Source organism: Bartonella heixiaziensis, from assembly GCF_046245125.2.
Classification (GTDB): Bacteria; Pseudomonadota; Alphaproteobacteria; order Rhizobiales; family Rhizobiaceae; genus Bartonella; species Bartonella heixiaziensis.
This window is the reverse complement of the sequence record NZ_CP176404.1, coordinates 1,964,278-1,984,210: the sequence shown is the minus strand read 5'-3', so window position 1 is coordinate 1,984,210 and position 19,933 is coordinate 1,964,278. Positions and strand designations below refer to the sequence as shown.

Sequence of the window (19,933 nt, the reverse complement as noted above, 5' to 3'; positions counted from 1 at the left end):
CCCCTAAAGCTTCTTATAATTTATCTTTGCAATAACTTGATATGAATCTTCACCATACCAATCTATAGAAGTAAATATAAAGGATATACTCATGACATGTATAAAAGTTGATAAAAGCAATTTCGAAAGTGAAGTTCTGACCTCTTCCACCCCTGTTGTGGTTGATTTTTGGGCAGAATGGTGTGGACCTTGCAAAATGATTGCTCCAATTTTGGATGAAATTTCAGCAGAAATGCAAAATCAAGTTAAAATTGCCAAAGTGAATATTGATGAAAATCCGGAATTGGCTACCCAATATGGAGTACGCTCAATTCCTACATTATTGATGTTTAAAGATGGAAATGTTGCATCAAATATGGTTGGAGCCGCTTCTAAGGGGCGCGTTTCTGAATGGATCAAAGAGGGACTTGGTTAAATCTGCTTATAACAGTTCTTGCCATAAAAGAGAGGAGTCTCCTCTCTCCCTTTTGCTTTGATTTTATTAAAAAACCGCTGTTGTAATAGCAAAAGTTTCTCTTTATTCAGAGCGGATTTGGTAATCCTTAAAAGCTGCAAATTTTATTTTCGGTGCCCGCTCTGCTTCATAATTCAATGAAAAATGATTTTCTGCTAAAAAAACTGGATCGCCATCCAAATCATGAGCGATGGCAAAGCGGTGATTGGTTACAAACTTTCGCAATTCATCTTTATCCTCTGAAGAAATCCACCGACATACACTAAAGCGCGCTGATTCAAAACTTACCGGCAGAGAATATTCCACCTTAAGTCGTTCCGTTAAAACATCAATTTGCAAGGCACCAATCACTCCAACAAGAGCAGGCGAACCATCTTCGGGGATAAATAATTGTACGACACCTTCCTCGGCCATTTGCTGTAAAGCTTCTTTGAGCTTTTTTGCTTTCATCGGATCACCCAAACTAACACGACGTAAAATTTCCGGTGCAAAATTGGGTACACCTTTAAAAAGAATATCTTCCCCTTCCGTCAATGTATCACCAATCCGTAATGTTCCATGATTGGGAATACCAACTATATCACCAGCATAAGCTTTATCAGCAATTTGACGCGAACGCGCAAAGAAAAATTGTGGTGCTGAAAGTGTCATTGGCTTTCCGGTTCTTACCAATTTTGTCTTCATACCACGTTCAAGCATCCCTGAACATACCCGCAAAAATGCTATACGATCACGATGATTAGGGTCCATATTAGCCTGAATTTTAAAAACAAATCCTGTCATTTTAGGCTCCGTGGCTATGACATTGCGTTGATCTCCATCCTGATCACGAGGACTTGGACCAAAATCAATGAGCGCATTGATCAGATCGCGGACACCAAAGTTTCGTAAAGCTGAACCAAAATAAACTGGTGTCATATGTCCTTCACGGAAAGCTTGCAAATCGAATTTTTTACAAGCACCCTGAGCAAGTTCCACTTCTTCAATAAAGGGTGCGCGTTGATTTTCAGGAAGTAAATGTGCAACTTCATCAGACCCAGAGACCACTTGTGGTGTTACCTCATCATCTTTTCGACGAAAACACTTGTGATGAAAATTAAAGGTGCCAACAAAATCTTTACCCATACCAATGGGCCAAGTTATTGGTGCGGTATCAAGTGCGAGTTTTTCTTCAATCTCATCTAAAATTTCCAAAGGATCACGCACCTCTCGATCCATTTTATTGACAAAAGTAATAATAGGAATATCGCGCATACGACAGACTTCAAACAATTTCAGTGTTCTTGGCTCAATTCCGCGTGCACCATCCAATACCATGATAGCACTATCAACGGCTGTGAGAGTGCGATACGTATCATCAGCAAAGTCCTCGTGTCCTGGAGTGTCTAACAAATTAAAGATGTGTTTTTCATATTCAAACGTCATCACCGATGTCACAACCGAAATACCACGATCACGTTCAATGTTCATCCAATCAGAGCGGGTTTGAATACGGTCTTTTTTCGCTTTTACCTCACCAGCAAGCTGAATAGCACCACCAAATAATAACAATTTTTCCGTCAGTGTTGTTTTCCCCGCATCTGGGTGAGCAATGATCGCAAATGTACGCCGCCGCTTTACTTCTTGCACTCTCTTTTCCATTATTCCTCCACAGGACGTGCAAGCGCTTCAGCAATCAGGGCACGCATTTCATTAATCCCATAGAGCGCAATAAATGATCCCAATCGTGGTCCTCGTTCTTGCCCTAAAAGCACTTCATAGAGCATCTGAAAAAAGACATTTGAAACACCAGGTCCTCCTTCAGGGCTTTTTTTGCTATGATCTTGATAGCGTTCCGTCAAACGTGCAACATCAAGGAGAGCATTTTGAAGCGTATTTCCATCAGCATTTTCAGGCAAATTAGCTAATTTTGCATCAATATTCGCTAATGTTGTGCGTTCACTTTCATCAGGGAGCCGGAATTTTTTGTTTGGCTTAACAAAAGCATCAAAATATTTAATGGCAAATTGCACCAACCGATCAAGGGCCGGATATGTTTGTGCATTTGCTCCTTTAGCATAGCGAGAAATAAAACCCCAAAGAACCTCTTTATTTTCGGCATTTGAAGCGCTAACCAAATTCAGAAGCATCGCAAAGGAAACAGGTAAATCAACTTGCGGAGGACAACCATTATGAATATGCCATACAGGGTTATTCAGCCGCTCTTTCCATTCTTGGCGACCATAGGCTGAAAGATGCGCATAATATTCATCAACCGCTTTTGGAATGACATCAAAATAAAGTCGTTTTGCTGTTTTAGGCTTCGAAAACATATAAAGCCCTAAACTCTCTGTTGGTGCATAAGTTAGCCACTCATCAATGGTTAGACCATTTCCCTTGGATTTAGAAATTTTCTGTCCCTTCTCATCCAAAAAGAGCTCATAATTAAACCCTTCCGGCGGATTCCCACCAAGCACTTTGCAAATTTTAGAAGAGAGGTTGGTGGAATCGATAAGATCTTTTCCCGCCATTTCATAATCAACACCAAGCGCTTTCCAGCGCATCGCCCAATCTACCTTCCACTGGCACTTAACTTTTCCCCCTGTAACCTCTGTTTCAATGGTTTCTCCTGTTTCAGGTTCAATATAGGTGACAGTGCCTTTTTCAACATTACGGGCGATCATCGGCACTTGCAGCACTTTTCCAGAAAATGGGGAAATTGGCAAAAAAAGCGAATAAGTAGCCCGCCGCTCTTCACCCAATGTTGGTAAAACGATTGCCATTACCTTGTCATAACAGGCAAGTATTTTTAAAAGCGTTTCATCAAAACGACCGGAACTATAATAATCTGTCGCGCTCGCAAATTCATAATCAAAACCAAACTGATCAAGAAAAGCGCGCAAACGGGCATTATTTGCTGCTCCAAAAGAAGGATAAATATCCCCAAAAGGATCTGGAACACGGCTCAGTGGCTGACCAAGATAGCTTTCCATCTTCTCGCGATCAGGTACATTATCGGGAACTTTACGTAAACCATCCATATCATCAGAAAAACAAAGAAGTTTTGTTTTAACTTTATTCTCTGTTAAAATACGAAATGCATGACGCACCATGGTCGTACGTGCAACTTCTCCAAAAGTCCCAATATGTGGTAAGCCAGACGGCCCATAACCTGTTTCAAATAAAACTGTCTCTGGGTAACCTATTTTTTCATATCGTTTGATAATTTTGCGCGCTTCTTCAAATGGCCAAGCTTTCGATTGAACAGCCGCATCTCTTAATTCGGGTGTAAAGCTAAAGGTATCACACTGATCACGCATCATCATCTTTATCCTAAAATTAAATTCTTTCACGATATGGTGTATGGTTTTTGAATTTATTCGTAAATAATAGCAAGCGAAAAGGCACAAACTCTTATCATACTCTTGCCATAATCAGCACCCGCCCTATTATTTTGTTTATATTTTGCGTAAACGAAAGTGTGAATATTATGAATCGCAATTTACTCGTTTTGATTATCGCTGCTTTAATCGTTCTTCTTATCGGTTTTTCTTATTACACTTACCGGCAAGAAAGTAAAACCTCTAGCATTGAACTCAAAATTGATAAATAATCCATCTGCAACCAAAATCAATTAAAGAAATTTCCTTCCTCAACTTTTAATATAAAACCTGTCCTTCGCTTAATGCTGTTAAAATGACTTCTGTTATGTTTCTGTGTGTGTCAATGAGCGTGCTGCTAATGTGCGTAGGCGTAATGCATTTAATTTAATAAAACCGGCAGCATCTTTTTGGTTATAAGCACCCTGATCATCCTCAAAAGTTACTAATTCACGAGAGTAAAGTGATTTTTTGCTTTCGCGACCTTCAACAATCACATTACCTTTATAAAGCTTTAGCGTAACTTCGCCTTCAACATTTTCTTGAGATAAATCAATAGCTGCTTGCAACATCTTACGTTCAGGTGAAAACCAAAAGCCATAATAAATGAGCTCTGCATAACGCGGCATTAATTCATCTTTTAAATGCGCTGCACCACGATCCAACGTTAAAGATTCCATCGCGCGATGAGCCGTTAAAAGAATGGTTCCTCCTGGTGTTTCATAAATGCCACGTGATTTCATACCTATAAAACGGTTTTCTACCAAATCTAATCGGCCGATACCGTTATCGCGTCCATAATTATTTAATTCAGCAAGTAAATCCGCAGGGGATAAACTTTTCCCATTAATCGAAATAGCATCACCTTTTTTAAAGCCAACCGTGATTATAGTTGCTTTATCTGGAGCTTCTTCCGGAGAAAGAGTGCGCATATGGACATATTCAGGAGCAGGAAGCGCTGGATCTTCCAAAACCTTGCCCTCTGATGATGAGTGTAATAAATTTGCATCAACAGAAAAAGGCGCGTCACCTTGATTATCCTTTTCTACCGGAATTTGATGTGCATGCGCAAATTCAACCAACTCTGTGCGACTTTTAAAAGACCAATCACGCCATGGAGCAATAATTTTGATATCAGGATTAAGTGCATAAGCAGAAAGCTCAAAGCGTACCTGATCATTGCCTTTTCCTGTTGCTCCATGGGCGATAGCATCTGCACCTGTTTCTTTGGCAATTTCAATAAGGCGCTTTGAAATAAGTGGACGAGCAATGGATGTCCCTAAAAGATAGCACCCTTCATAAACTGCATTGGCTCGAAACATTGGAAAGACAAAATCACGCACAAACTCTTCACGCAAATCTTCAATATAGATTTCTTTAACACCCAGAATTTCAGCTTTACGACGAGCAAGTGCTAACTCTTCCCCCTGCCCTAAATCAGCTGTAAAGGTTACAACTTCAACACCTAGTTCACTTTGTAACCATTTAAGAATAATTGACGTATCTAGCCCCCCTGAATACGCTAGAACAACTTTCTTAACATTTTTCCATTTTTTCATTTTAAAGCTCTATATAGTTTCCTTTCTTTTCTTCTACTCAGAAATTAAAACTATGCAAGCAATGAAAACAAATTCCTTTTAAGCAACATTAAACAGATGCAAAAAAAACGAAAAAGTGTAAAAAGGAATGTTTTTGTGAGGGGTAATAAGTTGTGAACAGCTCTTTTAAAAATAAAGGTGATTTACATGTCTTTTTTCCCTGAATGGTCTATGATGATACAATTTTTCTTAGCAGCGTTGGTTCTAGCGCTCATTCCAGGACCTGATATTATGCTGTCTGTATCACGCACTATTGCACAAAGCAAAAAGGCTGGAATTATATGTGCTTTAGGGAGTGCTACAGGTTTTGCTATTCAAGTTGTTGCTGTAGCACTTGGCATATCAGCACTTATTTTTACCTCACCGCGTGCTTTTTTTCTTCTTAAAGTTGTAGGCGCCTTTTACCTTCTATGGCTTGCTTTTCAGGCATTGCGTAAACATTCCACATTTTCTCTTAAAGAAACATCCACCAAATACCAAAGCCTTAGACGCAATTATTTTACTGCTATTGGAATTAACCTTTTAAATCCAAAAGTTATCCTTTTTAACGTGACTTTCTTGCCGCAATTTATCAATGTAAATGACCCTATGGCTACGCAAAAATTGCTCATTTTGGGTCTCTCTTATATTCCTATTTCTCTACCCATTAATATTTCTATAATTTTTATGGCTCATAAGTTTTCCTATGGACTCAAGCAAAATCCTGCTTATATCCGCTTTCTTAATTGGCTTATCGCAGGCATTTTTACCAGTTTTGCTCTACGTATTCTTATTGATGAAAATTGAAATCATTCATTGCAAACGTTCAGATTTACGTAAACGTTCTGAAGCAGATTTAAGCTGACCGCACGCGGCCAAAATATCGCGTCCACGCGGCATCCGAATAGGTGAGGCATAACCTGCTTGATTAACCACATCGGCAAAACGCTCAATTTGTTCCCAATCAGAACATTGGTAATTTGTCCCTGGCCATGGATTAAAAGGAATCAAATTGATCTTAGCAGGAATACCTTTAAGTAATTGAACCAACCGTTTGGCATCATACAAACTATCATTTACATCTTTCAGCATAACATATTCAAATGTAATTCTCTTAGCATTCGAAAGACTTGGATAATTACGGCAAGCTTCCATTAACAGTGCAAGCGGGTATTTTTTGTTGATTGGAACAAGCATATCTCGTAGCGTATCACGCACCGCATGGAGTGAAATCGCCAACATTACCCCTATTTCCTTTCCTGTTCGTATAATTTCAGGAACCACTCCACTGGTTGAAAGGGTAATTCGACGTTTTGACAAAGAGAGTCCATCTCCATCAGAAGCAATTAATAAAGCTTTTTTGACTGCTTCAAAATTATAAAGTGGTTCCCCCATCCCCATCATAACGATATTGGTAACTTTGCGCCCTTCAACTGGAACAATTGCCCCATCAGGGGTATTCCTATCAGGAAAATCACCCAAACAATCACGTGCAACCAATAATTGCGCCAAAATTTCTTCCGCTGTTAGATTGCGAACAAGCACTTGTGTCCCTGTATGACAAAAAGAACAAGTTAACGTACACCCTACCTGAGATGAAAGACATAAAGTACCACGCCCTTCTTCAGGAATATAGACCGTTTCAACTTCAACAGGCCTTCCAGCTCCACGTGCTGGAAAACGTAACAGCCATTTACGTGTACCATCTTTGGATATCTGTTCTGCAACAATTTCCGGACGCGCAATGGAAAAATGGCTTTTAAGCATTTCTTGCATTTGCTTAGAAATGTTGAGCATTTCATCAAAATTTGAAACGCCACGCACATAAAGCCAATGCCAAAGCTGACGTACACGCATACGCGTTTGACGTTCCGGTACACCGATCGCCTTTAAAGCTTCAACCATTTCATCTTGCAACAAGCCAATTAAAGAGGGCTTTGATCCCTCCTTCACTACAATATTTTCTGATTTTCGTGCTAAGCATGCACCAACTGGTCTGAGGTCATATGAAACGGCCATTGTTTTCCAATTTATATCGCTATTTTAGAGTTACAGAGAGAGCTTAATGGCATTTTTGTGCTGCATTTAATGCAGCGGTCACCCCTTTTAAGGAATAAGTATAAGTGGTATAGGTTCCCCGCTTTGAAATGGCCTTCACCGTCATATTTCTTCCAGCACGCATAGCAGAAACAAGCTGCTTTTCTAACTCGGATGAGGCTAACCAAGCGGATGAATCCTTCGTGAAAAAATCAAAATTTTTATCTCCGATGGTCACTGTGACCTTTGAGCCTTCTTTAAGTGTATAACCAGCCATAAATTGTGGTTCAAACGAGACAGGCGAATTCGAGCGCTTGGTTACCAAAAAGAAATTATCGCCATGATTAACCGTCGTTGGAAGTGCCTCCAAGGGTACTGACAATACGTAGCAAATTGTATTTTTTGGCGATTTATAAGAATAAGCTCCCCAAGCCTCAAATTGATCTAAACGGCTTGGTGCTTGTGCCCACACCGTTCTGGCAGCAACCAAAACTATTACAGATGCAGCAATAACAGTTTTTTTTAACATCTTCATTTAGCTCACTTCTTTAGTCTCTAACAAAACTCCCCCCATTGAAAAGCTCGTCAATGCTTAATTCAGGCGTCCTCCCCCCTTCCTTCAGCGAAATATTTTTCCACCACTTAGAACAAATTTTTTATATCTAATTGTGATCTTTTAGTTGTTACTAAAACATGAATTTTTTATTCAATAACCAGATTTTAAAAACAACATTTTGATTTTATTTCAACAATTTCGTTTTTTGTATAAAAATCTACCTCTTTAAGCAATTAGATTTCAAAACAAAATATGAATATACCATCACTCTGTTAAGAAACAAATTACGCTATTTACTGCAAACAATTTGCTGCTAAACCTTGGAAAAGTATTCTCTTAAAGAACACCCAAAATTTCATAGCCTTTCGGATAACATCAATAAACTTAACACACTAAACGCATTTGCGTTAGTAAAAATCGCAAAACACTCTCTCCTTCTTTTAATTATAGCGTATCCACGCTCCTGTTCAATATTGTCTCGTTACCGCCTTCTCACAATCTTAAAGCTATTTTGCAGAAAATTACCCACTATTATCAGCATTTTTGCCATGAAACACAAAACATTTAAGTTCCTGCCCCAACCACCGCATATAATTCTGCCTACTCTGATATCATTTGCTCTCGCTATATGCCTTACCATCTTGAATCACCAATTTCTGAAGCGATACTAGTAAGTTAACCTAGCTTAACCAAACTGTTTCCAATGTACGAGATTACATTAACCCTCTTTTACCAAAAACTTTTTAGGAATTTATTGGACAAATACCATCATCCCATTTTGATATAATTATAAACAAAAATACCACCCCTTTCTTTTCCACAATAATTTCTAAATCTTCTCCCTTATATTTCTTTAAACAACCTCTTAGTCGATTAAACAGTGAATATATAAATTTTACACGCACAAAAGAGTCTCCGCTCAACCCAAAATCTATAGTCTCGTTTTTTTGTACCATACAAAATTGCTTTTCCGGTCTTGGCTCTATGCAGCAGCTGACATTTAAATCAAAGCTGCCTAAAGAGCTGACCGCTCTCATCATCTTATACAAAGAAAATAATACCCTTTATCCTTATGAAGCTTAACCAATATCACTCCAAAATACTTAAATCATCCTGACCTACGAAAAAATTTCAATTCACGGATGCATACTCCAAATAAAATAGACCAAGAGCATGATAATAAATGCTTCATATTTTGAGAAAATAACAAAAACTTGCAGACTCTCCTGCTCTCTGTTTTTTGAAGCGAGAATGCTTGGAGCAATTTCTTCAAACATATGACGCGATAAGTGTGCTCAACTCTTTAAGCCTAGATTATATCATTTTCCAACCTGTTCTGTAGTGCACTATCCGCAGTATATAATGCACCACAGCGACTTTTGATTCATTCCATACAGAATATTTAAGCTGCGTTTGATGCTGAATTCTGTATCAATAAAGTATAAAGCGTATTGGCATCATTCGCATTGCGCAGTTTTTGAACAACATCAGAATGACGTAAAACACGTGCAATCTGTGATAAAGCTTTTAAATGGTCAGCACCAGCGTTCTCAGGTGCCAAAAGTAGGAAAACAAGATCAATAGGCTCGTCATCGAGAGCCTCAAAATCAACAGGGCTTTCAAGGCGTGCGAATATACCAATGATTCGGTTAATATTAGGGAGCTTACCATGAGGAATTGCAATACCACCACCTAAGCCTGTTGAGCCTAGTTTTTCACGTTGCAAAACAATATCAAAAATTACACGTTCATTAAGACCGGTTAACTCAGCAGCTTTTTCGGCTAAAATTTGCAAAACTTGTTTCTTCGAATTCGCCTTAAGAGCCGGAATAATAGCTTCCGGTGCAATTAATTCATTCAAATTCATACTTTAGCTTTCCTTTTGCACGCTCAAATGCTCACCTACAAACCAGTAAATGGTATGGATACTTAAAGCTCTGTCACTTTCTTGCATCATCGCATATGTATTTATTTTTTTAATTTATAATGGGTGATAGCTCAATTCATCTCATAATTCACTATCAGCACAACAATAAATAGTTTTAAGCTTCTCATTGAGAGCATGAGAAAACAAGGAAATGTATTGTCCATAAAATTAATTTTCCTACGATACTAACAAAGACCACAATCCATACATTTTCGACCATTTAGCCACAAAATTTTGTGTACAATTCTTCATCAGATCTTCCTCTTCCTTTTTTAAGAACTGGCTCTCATAAAATGATGAGCATATCGAAATAAAATGGTTCTTTACTTTGACGATGACTAATGTAGCTTGAGTGCTGCCCACAACAACCCTCTAAATAGGTTTTAACACTTTCAACAGATGTTTTAAAAAGAATCGCAAATCTGTTCTTGTATCCACAGTAGTACACCAGATTTTAAATGCGCAAAGTAAACCAACAAAATACCATAACCCCTATTTGACAAACGTAATATATATACATAACCCATGGTGCTACCATCAAAATATCTGAAACAGCATCATCAATACCATTTTTTGATTCGACCGAGAAAAGTATTATTAATTCTATATACCTTCCACTAACACGCGCGTTTATTTACAGCTCCGTTTATCACTCATTATAAAGTTAATCTAGTGATATCTTTTCTATGGTGCAATTAAAAGCAAAAGAAACCGATAAAACAATGATATCACCTCATCTGGATGTTTTTTTCATCCCTAAAAAATAAATTCAGTTTAAGGTTATAATCATAAAAGAAGTATTCGGCACAAAGAAGGAGATTTTCAGCCGCAATGAATATGATCGCCATAGAAAATAATATGCGTAACCCAAATAAAAAATACCCATATTCTCTTTTGCCTTAAAACAATTGCATCTCCTTGTTTATTTTATTCTTTTAAGACATTATCATAATTTCTACCCCATACTCATAATTGCTCTTGGTTGGGTAATGGAAAGGTTTATTGATAATACCTGTATTTAAGAATCAAAATCATGAAATACATTTGATCACCTGAATATATAAGAATGGCGCTTATGTTCACCATGATGTTTATCTTTTTAAGATTAAGTAAGAACTCATAAAAACTGTAAAATCAGAGGGAAAATTGACTTCCCAAATAAATTCTACGCACATCAACGTTATTGATAATATCATTAGGACAACCATGAACCAACACTTTTCCCGCGTGAATGATATAAGCGCGGTCGACAAGCCCCAATGTCTCACGCACATTATGATCGGTTATCAAAACACCAATACCACGCCTAGTTAAATGGCGAATAAGCTGTTGAATATCAAAAATGGCGATAGGATCAATGCCTGCAAATGGTTCATCAAGTAACATAAAATTGGGGCGAGAAGCTACAGCACGAGCAATTTCAAGTCGCCGGCGTTCACCCCCCGATAAGGAAAGGGCCGGCATTTTGCGTAAATGATCAATTTTAAATTCATGCAAAAGAGCATCTAATTCTTTATGTCGCTTAAAACGATCTTTTTCGACTACCTCTAAAACAGCCTTAATGTTATTCTCTACTGTAAGACCACGAAAAATAGAGGCTTCTTGCGGAAGGTACCCAATACCTAAACGAGCACGTCGGTACATCGGAAGATGGGTGATATCAAATCCATCAATCTTAATTGACCCTCCATCAGATTTAATGAGACCCGTAACCATATAAAAGCAAGTCGTTTTGCCTGCACCATTTGGACCTAAAATGCCAACAGCTTCTCCGGTACGAATACCGAAAGAAACACCATTAACAACCTGCCTTCCACGATAAACTTTAACCAAATGGTTAGCAATTAAGGTCCCTTTTAAGCGCTTTTTTAAAGCTTCACTTGCAAGATCATGTCTGTCTGTTTGTTTTTCTCTTTTGATTCCAAACATGAAATCTTAATGGCCATTCTTTTGACTTTGTTTAAAAATGATGGAAACGCGTCCCTTCTTCTCAGAAGTCTCACAACCTTCTAGAAAAGCTTTTCCGCTTTCCATATCCGCCGTCAATTTGCATCCCGTTGCCACATTATCACCATCGGTTAACACAACATTACTCCCTGTCAAACTCATCATTTTTGACTTTCCATCAAAAACGCCTTTATCACCCGTAGCGATTTGCGTGGCGATTTTTATATAAACCTTCCCCAAAGCTTCCATTTTCTTAATACCTGTCGAACCAAACCACGCAGATGATGCTGTCTTCGTATCTCCGCGATCCTTATCAGCATCTTCATGCATCTTATCATAGTAAACAACTAATTTTGCCGTTCGCAGAAGACGTTCACCTTGAACCACTGAAACATCACCATTAAAAAGCGCTATCCCCTCTTTATCACGTATTTCTAGAGAATCTGCAGAAAGTTCCACTGGTTCTTTGTCTTTTGATAGATTAATTCCAAAATGGGCTACTTCAGTATATCCAACCGTTCCAAATCCTAATATTCCCACACTTAAAGCCAAAGTTAAACCCACCCATTTTCTGTATGTCCCCCTCGGCGTCATCTCATCACTCTCAATTTTTTTGTTCGCACATATGCATCCTTCTTTTTCATAAAATCGCTAAAAATTCGTATTTTATGCTCTCTCATTGCCTGTCAATTACTAAATGCACCCCACCATGAAAATACATGTTTTGTCCTTTTTCTCGAATTTGCAAAGCATTTGCTGCAAGATGCAAACCTGCACGCTGAATATTCACACGTTGATCTGTGCTTAATTGCCCCTTAGAGAAATCAATATCTGCTGCCATAAATTGTGCAATCATCCCATCATTTGTTGTAATTGTGAATGGCTTATCCAATTGCAAACACCCGTTAATATTATCGTAAATTCCTCCTTGCGCATCAAGAGAAACTTGCCTTTGTTTGCCTAAAAGCGCCTTAGCCGTAATGTTTTGAAGACCAATCACTCCAGAATGTGTACGATCTTGAAATGCCTTTTCCGCTTTGAGCCAATATGGCTCATGAGAACGCGTGTAACCTTCTAATTTGGGATTGAGCATTGTCAATTTCATTATTCCATCTTCTTCATTGTTCAAAATTACAGGGTCATAAGCAGCAGGAACGAAGAAAAATGAGAACCAGCAAAAAATAACTGTTGTAGTTAATGCAGAAACCGGTAAAAAAAATTTTAAGATGCTAATGCGACGTGAATGACGAGACGCTTTTTTAAAAACATCACCAAGAGATGATTTTGTTGAAAAAATTTCATAATGATTATGTACGGCCATACTATCCTAATCTCTTAAATATTCAGCGTTTTTCAATTTTTATAACCTCTATAAGAGGTATTTTCAAATTTTGCTTCTTGCAATTTGTTTTTTCTTGGTTTTATTTTGCTTTCATCCGTTTATATATGTAATGTGTATGCATGAAGCGCACAATGATAAAAATCTTTTTTGTATGAAAGAGAGGCTATTTTGGTTAAATCAGAGCTTGTGCAAATTATTGCCCGTCATAATCCGCATCTTTTTCAACGTGATGTGGAAAATATTGTGAATGCCATTTTTGAAGAAATTTCAACAGCACTTGCCAATGGCAATCGCGTTGAACTTCGTGGCTTTGGAGCTTTTTCTGTCAAAAGCCGTTCAGCACGCAATGGTCGTAATCCACGAACAGGTGAAGCCGTAGTCGTTGAAGAAAAATGGATTCCTTTTTTCAAAACTGGCAAGGATTTGCGTGATCGACTTAATCAGTGAGTAAACTTATGACTGCCAAACGTATACTTTTAGCAATTATTTTGGTACCCATCACAGCCATCTTGATTGCCTTTATTATAGCTAACCGTCAAATGGTTACATTGACACTTGATCCTTTTCGAAGCAATTCTGGGAGTTTTATTTATCAAGCTCCACTCTTTATATGGCTCTTTATTTTTTTCGGTCTTGGTATTTTATTAGGGAGCCTAATCAGTTGGTTTGCGCACCATAAATGCAAAAAAGCTCTTAGAGAAAGCAAAGCAGAGCTTGAGAAATTAAAAACGTCGATTACTAATATGGTATAATAGTACTTTGATGAAATCTTTTTCTTGTGGTATTCAACACAACATGAGAAGCAATGGAACATGCTTTAATCAGTTTTAAACCTTTGCATTCTTACGAATAATTTAAGAGCTTTTTAAAGTAAATTTTAAAAAAAACCTGTATCGTGAAACTAAATATGCTTGCACAATGCTTTCAACCACGCGACAACAGTATATATTTGCAAGAAAAGTTACCGCTTATTTTAGAAACAGGTGTTAGTGCAGATTATGCTTTAATTGACTCTGGTAATGGTCGAAAATTGGAACGATATGGTTCTTACCACATTATTCGACCAGAAGGTCAAGCACTGTGGAAACCTGCTTTATCACAAAAGCAATGGGCAAATGTTGATGCTATTTTTACAGGCAACCTCGATGAAGAGGGTGTTGGGCGCTGGCATTTCCCCCAAAAACCACTTGGTGAAACTTGGCCACTTGCTTGGAACGGATTGTCTTTTCTAGGCCGTTTTACTTCCTTTCGTCACGTCGGAGTCTTTCCTGAACAAGATGCCCATTGGCGCTTTATGGAAGAACAAATTATTAAAGCTACACGTCCAATCAAATTGCTCAATCTTTTTGGCTATACAGGTATTGCTTCTTTGATTGGTGCACGTGCGGGTGCGGCCGTCACTCATGTTGATGCCTCTAAAAAAGCCATCGCTTGGGCAAAAGCCAATCAGGAAAAAGCAGGATTATCAGAGCAACCTATTCGTTGGATTTGTGATGATGCAATGAAATTTGTCGAACGCGAACTGCGCCGTCAAAAAACCTATGATATGATTCTTCTTGATCCCCCTGCTTATGGACGTGGACCTCATGGAGAAATTTGGCAAATTTTCGATCACTTACCAGAAATGATCAAAAACTGTCGCAGACTTTTATCCAATAAACCACTGGCTGTAATACTTACAGCTTATTCTATTCGCGCTTCTTTTTACACACTTCATACTTTGATGCGCGATGAATTCATAAATCTTGGTGGTACAATCGAATCAGGAGAGCTGATCTTGCGAGAAGAAACCGCTGGACGCGCTCTTTCCACTTCTCTTTTTAGCCGTTGGATTGCCTGAATATGTGTACACTCCAAACTGGTAAGGTTAAAGAAATTACCTCCCTGAGCAACCCCATCATCAAAAACCTCAAAGCGCTTAGCCAAAAGAAAAACCGCAATCGAGAAGGTATTTTTATGGCTGAGGGACTTAAATTAGTGATTGATGCTTTAAATCTCGGTTGGAAAATACAAACACTCATCTTTTCTAAAAACAAACTTGGTAATACTGCCATCGAAAATACTGCTGCACGCACTGTAGCAAACGGTGGTTTTGTTATTAAAGCCTCACAAAAGGTTATGGAATCACTTACCCGCCGCGATAACCCACAAACCGTTGTGGGTATTTTTAAACAACAATGGCAACCTCTTGAAATGATAAAAGGACGGATTGAGGATGTTTATATCGCACTTGATCGGGTGCGTGATCCTGGAAATCTCGGGACTATCATCCGTACTGCTGATGCCGTAGGGGCTAAAGGTATTATTTTAATTGGCGAAACAACCGACCCTTTTTCACCTGAAGCAGTGCGCGCAACAATGGGGTCGATTTTTTCTATACCACTTTACCGTATCAATGAAAGTGCGTTTTTAAGCTGGTCTAACAACTTTAAGGGCAGGATTATTGGTACACACCTCAAAGGAAATGTTGATTACCGCAAAGTTGATTTCGAAAACGGTCCTATTCTCCTTCTTATGGGAAATGAACAACAAGGTTTACCAGATATTCTTGCAAATTGTTGTGATCGACTCGTGCGTATTCCACAAAGTGGACGTGCTGATTCGCTTAACTTAGCGGTAGCCACAGCTATTATGCTTTACGAAATTCGTCGCCCCCATTTAACTCTTGAATCATGCGAGACCCAAACATGACACGCAAATCTCTGTCTTTTTTTCTTTTTGGTTTGGTCATTACGGTAGGACTTGATCAAATGATCAAATATTGGGTTATGCATAACATGCTTTTAGGAACAATTATTCCAATTTTTCCTTTCCTTTACCTTTACCATGTGCGCAATTTTGGTGTTGCATTTTCATTTCTTTCTTCTTTTTCCCATTGGGGACTCATCACCGCAACAATAATCATCATTGTTTTTCTTTTATGGCTATGGAAAAATACTGAATATAAAAAATCCCTCTCACGTTTTGGTCTTACTCTTATTATTGGTGGGGCAATCGGTAATCTTATTGACCGTATCCGTTTTCATTATGTCATTGATTATATATTTTTTCATATTGATGATATCTTCTCTTTTGCTGTTTTCAACCTTGCTGATACTTTTATTACGCTTGGTACCATTGCCATTCTTGTTGACGAATTTTGTATCTGGATCAAAAGAAAACGCCCTTACAATAAGATCTCTTCTGAATAAGAGTCCTGTTTACTTTTGCAAGCTCTCATATTCAGTAACCGAATCAATGAAATTTCTGATATTTTGTTTGTTTTTAATTATAAATTTCGGTTTAGAAAATCTTCAATCGTTTTGCCTCTGAAAGCTATTATATTCGGTAATTTAAGTTTTTCTCTTTCAATTGCCATATGAAATTATAATGGATTACGCAGTCAGGCTTGTTATGATACGTTTTTTTCATTTTTGTTATTTAAGCAAATTAACTAGCTTATCGGTAAAAATTAAGAACTACTCTCTACCAAAACGCACCATGAAATTATTATATTATCCATTGTTTTACTATATTATACTCAAACTACGTGCTCCATAGATTTAAAATATGATCACGGATAGTATGCATAAAGCGCAATGGATTTTAATATTACTCTTGAGCTTTTCCCTTTTGTTTATACCTAAGAGAGAACATAGCGTTTTTATTGACTTGAAATAAAAAAAATTACGTTAGCATTCTTTTTTATTTTCAAGATATGCTGTCTCTTGTTTACATAGAATATAAACTATAAAGGGAAAAGAATTCGAAATCTTCGGAAACTTTTTTAATGCAGATGATTGTTCTTTTTTGTTGAGTTCGCATGCTTTCGCACCTTTATTTTGGTGCCAACTTTTTTCTGCTTTTAACGATAATTTTGTTAAAAACACTTTGGTTTTTTTTATTGTTACGTTGTGTGATACTTTAGAATATCAAGCAAGCCTTATTAGCTTAACAAATGGTATTTTTTTCCTTCCTTATCTTTTATTTTCTGCGACAGGAGGGCAATTAGCTGACTGCTTTAGTAAATAAAAGTTGCTCGTTTAATTAAATTTTTTACCCTGTTCATTGCTTTGGCAACAGCAGGTTCTCTTCTTTTGTCGTCTATTACTTTGCTTATGATATGCTTATTTCTTTTTAGTTGTGCCTCAGCACTTTTGGGACCCATTAAATATGCGGTATTACCCGATCATATGGCAAAATCTCACCTGCCACGTGCCAATGCATGAATAGAAACAGCAACCTTTGCCGCTATTTTATTAGGAACAGTGTGTACTGGCCTTAGTTTCGATTTTCAAAATGAATTACAAATTATTCCGGCACTCATTATCATTATCTTCGCTCTATTTTCATGGGTTACAAGCTGCTTTATGCCAGACAACATCCCCTCACAATCAAACCTTATTGTTGACCGTAACATTATACGCGCTACAATATCCACTCTCAAAGAGAGTATTCAAGACAAACGCTTGTTGATTGCAAATCTTATAATTTCTTGGTTTTGGTTTATAGGAGCCACACTTTTATCAGTCATTCCAATATTGACTGCTTCTCTAAACTACCTTCCTCATGGAACTATAATGTTTTTGATGTTTTTTTCTATTTTTGATGCCATGGGTTCCACGATAGCAACTTGGCTTTCATCAGAGATGAATTAATTTATTATTACCAGTTATAGGAACTTTAGTCTTTGGCTTTTCTTGTATCGACTTAAGTGTTGTTATTAATAGCCTTCATTCTAAATTAAAAGTATAGAAAACCTCTCCGAAATAAGTAAATCTCCCATTTTGATTTTTAACCATTCATCTTCTCTTAACTGTTTTCTAGCTCTCGTTATTTGTGAAATAATAAACTTGCACAATCTAATTATTGTTATTGACGCTAATACTGCAAAACTGTGGTGGTTTTGTCCCTTCATTAAACATATAAACGCCTTTCCTGTAGATTCTGCACATCCATTCGCAAACCGCTATCTTATACGCACCCTAACACAAGGAAGACCGCTTATTCTTTCTTCAAAAGGAAACATTGCCGCCACACACCCTCCCATGAAAATTTATGAAAGTGCCGCCATAATTGTTCATAAAAAAAGAGCAAAAGTAGTTCCACTTAAAATTTATGGTTTTGAACACTCTTTTTTTTCAAGTCTCTCTTGTTCACACACGCCGTAAACTCTTTCCTAAAATATGTGCTGTCATTAATAGGCCTGTTGCTTTAAATATCAAATCTAAAAAGTCGCGCCTATCGCCAAACTGCAGGAAATCAACTGTATCATATTATGTCTAATATCGCCTTTTAAGCCTTAGGTTAAAATACTACATTTTTCCATGAATGTGTTAAACGTCTCAGCAGTTACAGGATGTGCATAAAGTTTATTGAAGCTTCTCTTATAGATACAATAAATTATCGACTTATACCCTTAATTCTCAAGAATCGATATTTTAATTTTAGCTTCAAAATCAGCCGCACTTATCCCAAAGAAAAATTATCAGAATGTTGCTGTCACTCAGAAACGATAAAAGTAGCAAAAAAAGACAAAATTTTGCTTTTGCACATCAATCAAATATAGCTAAAATAGTTCATTTTTCCCAGTTCCTCCAAATAAGACGGACTATCCTAGTTACTATTAAAATAGACTATCAAACCTTGTATAAAATTTACGAAAAGGATTGGATATCCTTGATCAATATCAACCCTTTTATTACCAATTTGTAAGCTTTCCTTTTAACAAAAGTCTCTTGTAATTTTCAAATAAATCTCCATAATAAGGGGAGGTATGCTGGAATTCCGCTAGCGTTGCCTGGGGTTTTTCTTATTTGTCAATCCTTCCTAACCCCAACACCTGACGGAACATATGCTAAAGGACTTTATATTATGGCTGATTTCAAAAATTTACGTTCGGCGTCTGTTTCTCGTGCGGATGCATCAATCGATCAAGGATTGCGCAGCTATATGCTGGGCGTCTATAATACGATGGCCATTGGTTTGCTTATTACAGCCGCTGCCGCTTATGCGATTGCCTCATTGGCTACAACGACGGACATGAGCCAAGCAGCCGCTCGAATCAATAGCAGTGTCTACTTAACATCATTTGGTGTGACATTTTATACATCACCATTCTCCTATATTATTATGTTTGCGCCGCTTATAGCTGTGCTCTTTCTCAGTTTTAAAATTAGCACATTGAGCACAAGTGCAGCTCGTAGCCTCTTTTTTGGTTATGCCGCCCTTGTCGGACTCTCACTTTCCTCGATCGTTTTGCGTTATACAACTGAAAGTGTTGTGCAAACATTTGTCATTACAGCTGCATCTTTTGGTGCTCTTTCTCTTTATGGTTATACGACAAAACGTGATCTCACGGCGATGCAATCATTCTTTTTTATCGGTTTGGTTGGCTTGATGCTTTCCATGCTTGTTAATATCTTTCTTGGATCGAGTGCTTTACAATTTGCTATTTCCGTGATTGGTGTTTTTATCTTTGCCGGTTTAACGGCTTACGATACACAGAGCATCAAATTAATGTATTATGAAGGTGATGGAGATGACACCCGAGGTCGTAAAATTATTATGGGTGCACTGAATCTTTATCTTGATTTTATCAATATGTTTGTTTTCCTGCTGCAATTTCTTGGCTCGAACCGTGATTGATTACAGCAATCGTTGCTCAATTAAAAAACCTTGTTTCTGAAAAGAAGCAGGGTTTTTTTATTTTTAATATAAATGTTTATGTATTAATTCCTTAGTATCTATGCTCA

At 37.6% G+C, this 19,933-nt stretch carries 21 protein-coding genes; 11 read left to right on the top strand and 10 right to left on the bottom strand.

Going from position 1 to position 19,933, the window contains the following annotated elements:
* The first annotated feature begins 91 nt into the window (after positions 1–91).
* Positions 92–415: a thioredoxin gene (trxA, locus tag ACKC4Y_RS08715; protein WP_409361334.1), complete on the top strand. Its 324-nt coding sequence runs from the start codon at positions 92–94 to the stop codon at positions 413–415.
* 102 nt (positions 416–517) lie between these two features.
* Here trxA and ACKC4Y_RS08710 read toward each other — a convergent pair whose 3' ends face one another.
* The gene (locus tag ACKC4Y_RS08710) at positions 518–2,095 is read right to left on the bottom strand and encodes a peptide chain release factor 3 (protein WP_409361333.1); all 1,578 of its coding nucleotides are present in this window, start codon (positions 2,093–2,095) and stop codon (positions 518–520) included.
* A complete protein-coding gene (locus tag ACKC4Y_RS08705) occupies positions 2,095–3,756 on the bottom strand; it encodes a lysine--tRNA ligase (protein ID WP_409362182.1) in 1,662 nt (553 codons plus the stop codon). Before ACKC4Y_RS08705 ends, ACKC4Y_RS08710 begins: the two co-directional genes overlap by 1 nt.
* Before the next feature lie 167 nt (positions 3,757–3,923).
* Between ACKC4Y_RS08705 and ACKC4Y_RS08700 the strand changes: the two genes are divergently transcribed.
* Positions 3,924–4,046, top strand: coding sequence for a hypothetical protein (locus tag ACKC4Y_RS08700; RefSeq protein WP_409361332.1), 123 nt, complete (start codon positions 3,924–3,926; stop codon positions 4,044–4,046).
* A 93-nt stretch (positions 4,047–4,139) separates the two neighbouring features.
* On the opposite strand, the gene ACKC4Y_RS08695 is transcribed toward ACKC4Y_RS08700, so the two are convergent.
* A complete protein-coding gene (locus tag ACKC4Y_RS08695) occupies positions 4,140–5,372 on the bottom strand; it encodes an argininosuccinate synthase (RefSeq protein WP_409361331.1) in 1,233 nt (410 codons plus the stop codon).
* A 186-nt stretch (positions 5,373–5,558) separates the two neighbouring features.
* On the opposite strand from ACKC4Y_RS08695, the gene ACKC4Y_RS08690 reads away from it, so the two are divergent.
* Positions 5,559–6,197 (top strand): LysE family translocator, encoded by a 639-nt coding sequence (locus tag ACKC4Y_RS08690; RefSeq protein ID WP_409361330.1) that lies wholly within the window; start codon positions 5,559–5,561, stop codon positions 6,195–6,197.
* A 6-nt stretch (positions 6,198–6,203) separates the two neighbouring features.
* Here ACKC4Y_RS08690 and rlmN read toward each other — a convergent pair whose 3' ends face one another.
* From rlmN to lptC, 7 genes are all read right to left on the bottom strand, one after another.
* On the bottom strand, positions 6,204–7,409 hold the full coding sequence (rlmN, locus tag ACKC4Y_RS08685) for a 23S rRNA (adenine(2503)-C(2))-methyltransferase RlmN (protein WP_409361329.1): 1,206 nt from the start codon (positions 7,407–7,409) through the stop codon (positions 6,204–6,206).
* A gap of 43 nt (positions 7,410–7,452) precedes the next feature.
* The gene (locus tag ACKC4Y_RS08680; RefSeq protein WP_409362181.1) at positions 7,453–7,956 is read right to left on the bottom strand and encodes an invasion associated locus B family protein; all 504 of its coding nucleotides are present in this window, start codon (positions 7,954–7,956) and stop codon (positions 7,453–7,455) included.
* 770 nt (positions 7,957–8,726) lie between these two features.
* Positions 8,727–9,032, bottom strand: a complete 306-nt coding sequence (locus ACKC4Y_RS08675) for a hypothetical protein (protein WP_409361328.1) — start codon at positions 9,030–9,032, stop codon at positions 8,727–8,729.
* A 353-nt stretch (positions 9,033–9,385) separates the two neighbouring features.
* A complete protein-coding gene (gene ptsN / locus ACKC4Y_RS08670) occupies positions 9,386–9,850 on the bottom strand; it encodes a PTS IIA-like nitrogen regulatory protein PtsN (RefSeq protein ID WP_409361327.1) in 465 nt (154 codons plus the stop codon).
* Positions 9,851–11,044: 1,194 nt separating this feature from the next.
* Positions 11,045–11,839: an LPS export ABC transporter ATP-binding protein gene (gene lptB / locus ACKC4Y_RS08665; RefSeq protein WP_409361326.1), complete on the bottom strand. Its 795-nt coding sequence runs from the start codon at positions 11,837–11,839 to the stop codon at positions 11,045–11,047.
* Positions 11,840–11,845: 6 nt separating this feature from the next.
* Positions 11,846–12,451: an LptA/OstA family protein gene (locus tag ACKC4Y_RS08660; RefSeq protein WP_409361325.1), complete on the bottom strand. Its 606-nt coding sequence runs from the start codon at positions 12,449–12,451 to the stop codon at positions 11,846–11,848.
* A gap of 82 nt (positions 12,452–12,533) precedes the next feature.
* On the bottom strand, positions 12,534–13,178 hold the full coding sequence (gene lptC / locus ACKC4Y_RS08655) for an LPS export ABC transporter periplasmic protein LptC (protein ID WP_409361324.1): 645 nt from the start codon (positions 13,176–13,178) through the stop codon (positions 12,534–12,536).
* 189 nt (positions 13,179–13,367) lie between these two features.
* Here lptC and ihfB point away from each other — a divergent pair, with 189 nt between their 5' ends.
* The 8 genes from ihfB to ACKC4Y_RS08615 all read left to right on the top strand — a co-directional run bounded on the left by ihfB (position 13,368) and on the right by ACKC4Y_RS08615 (position 19,826).
* Positions 13,368–13,646, top strand: a complete 279-nt coding sequence (gene ihfB, locus ACKC4Y_RS08650) for an integration host factor subunit beta (protein ID WP_035007952.1) — start codon at positions 13,368–13,370, stop codon at positions 13,644–13,646.
* A gap of 8 nt (positions 13,647–13,654) precedes the next feature.
* Positions 13,655–13,951 (top strand): LapA family protein, encoded by a 297-nt coding sequence (locus ACKC4Y_RS08645; protein ID WP_409361323.1) that lies wholly within the window; start codon positions 13,655–13,657, stop codon positions 13,949–13,951.
* A gap of 155 nt (positions 13,952–14,106) precedes the next feature.
* Positions 14,107–15,039 (top strand): class I SAM-dependent methyltransferase, encoded by a 933-nt coding sequence (locus ACKC4Y_RS08640; RefSeq protein WP_409361322.1) that lies wholly within the window; start codon positions 14,107–14,109, stop codon positions 15,037–15,039.
* Between the two features lie 2 nt (positions 15,040–15,041).
* Positions 15,042–15,890, top strand: coding sequence for a TrmH family RNA methyltransferase (locus ACKC4Y_RS08635; RefSeq protein ID WP_409361321.1), 849 nt, complete (start codon positions 15,042–15,044; stop codon positions 15,888–15,890).
* Positions 15,887–16,390 (top strand): signal peptidase II, encoded by a 504-nt coding sequence (gene lspA, locus ACKC4Y_RS08630; RefSeq protein WP_409361320.1) that lies wholly within the window; start codon positions 15,887–15,889, stop codon positions 16,388–16,390. Before ACKC4Y_RS08635 ends, lspA begins: the two co-directional genes overlap by 4 nt.
* Positions 16,391–17,446: 1,056 nt before the next feature.
* Positions 17,447–17,836, top strand: coding sequence for a hypothetical protein (locus tag ACKC4Y_RS08625; RefSeq protein WP_409361319.1), 390 nt, complete (start codon positions 17,447–17,449; stop codon positions 17,834–17,836).
* Positions 17,837–17,965: 129 nt separating this feature from the next.
* A complete protein-coding gene (locus ACKC4Y_RS08620; RefSeq protein ID WP_409361318.1) occupies positions 17,966–18,349 on the top strand; it encodes a hypothetical protein in 384 nt (127 codons plus the stop codon).
* A 703-nt stretch (positions 18,350–19,052) separates the two neighbouring features.
* Entirely contained in the window at positions 19,053–19,826 is a 774-nt protein-coding gene (locus tag ACKC4Y_RS08615) for a Bax inhibitor-1/YccA family protein (RefSeq protein WP_409361317.1), read from the top strand.
* The last annotated feature ends 107 nt before the right edge of the window (positions 19,827–19,933 follow it).

Excerpts from the sequence above, each read along its gene's own strand:
- trxA (WP_409361334.1), top strand. The coding sequence starts at position 92 with ATGACATGTATAAAAGTTGATAAAAGCAATTTCGAAAGTGAAGTTCTG.
- ACKC4Y_RS08710 (WP_409361333.1), bottom strand. The coding sequence starts at position 2,095 with ATGGAAAAGAGAGTGCAAGAAGTAAAGCGGCGGCGTACATTTGCGATC.
- ACKC4Y_RS08705 (WP_409362182.1), bottom strand. The coding sequence starts at position 3,756 with ATGATGCGTGATCAGTGTGATACCTTTAGCTTTACACCCGAATTAAGA.
- ACKC4Y_RS08700 (WP_409361332.1), top strand. The coding sequence starts at position 3,924 with ATGAATCGCAATTTACTCGTTTTGATTATCGCTGCTTTAATCGTTCTT.
- ACKC4Y_RS08695 (WP_409361331.1), bottom strand. The coding sequence starts at position 5,372 with ATGAAAAAATGGAAAAATGTTAAGAAAGTTGTTCTAGCGTATTCAGGG.
- ACKC4Y_RS08690 (WP_409361330.1), top strand. The coding sequence starts at position 5,559 with ATGTCTTTTTTCCCTGAATGGTCTATGATGATACAATTTTTCTTAGCA.
- rlmN (WP_409361329.1), bottom strand. The coding sequence starts at position 7,409 with ATGGCCGTTTCATATGACCTCAGACCAGTTGGTGCATGCTTAGCACGA.
- ACKC4Y_RS08680 (WP_409362181.1), bottom strand. The coding sequence starts at position 7,956 with ATGTTAAAAAAAACTGTTATTGCTGCATCTGTAATAGTTTTGGTTGCT.
- ptsN (WP_409361327.1), bottom strand. The coding sequence starts at position 9,850 with ATGAATTTGAATGAATTAATTGCACCGGAAGCTATTATTCCGGCTCTT.
- lptB (WP_409361326.1), bottom strand. The coding sequence starts at position 11,839 with ATGTTTGGAATCAAAAGAGAAAAACAAACAGACAGACATGATCTTGCA.
- ACKC4Y_RS08660 (WP_409361325.1), bottom strand. The coding sequence starts at position 12,451 with ATGACGCCGAGGGGGACATACAGAAAATGGGTGGGTTTAACTTTGGCT.
- lptC (WP_409361324.1), bottom strand. The coding sequence starts at position 13,178 with ATGGCCGTACATAATCATTATGAAATTTTTTCAACAAAATCATCTCTT.
- ACKC4Y_RS08645 (WP_409361323.1), top strand. The coding sequence starts at position 13,655 with ATGACTGCCAAACGTATACTTTTAGCAATTATTTTGGTACCCATCACA.
- ACKC4Y_RS08640 (WP_409361322.1), top strand. The coding sequence starts at position 14,107 with ATGCTTGCACAATGCTTTCAACCACGCGACAACAGTATATATTTGCAA.
- ACKC4Y_RS08635 (WP_409361321.1), top strand. The coding sequence starts at position 15,042 with ATGTGTACACTCCAAACTGGTAAGGTTAAAGAAATTACCTCCCTGAGC.
- lspA (WP_409361320.1), top strand. The coding sequence starts at position 15,887 with ATGACACGCAAATCTCTGTCTTTTTTTCTTTTTGGTTTGGTCATTACG.
- ACKC4Y_RS08615 (WP_409361317.1), top strand. The coding sequence starts at position 19,053 with ATGGCTGATTTCAAAAATTTACGTTCGGCGTCTGTTTCTCGTGCGGAT.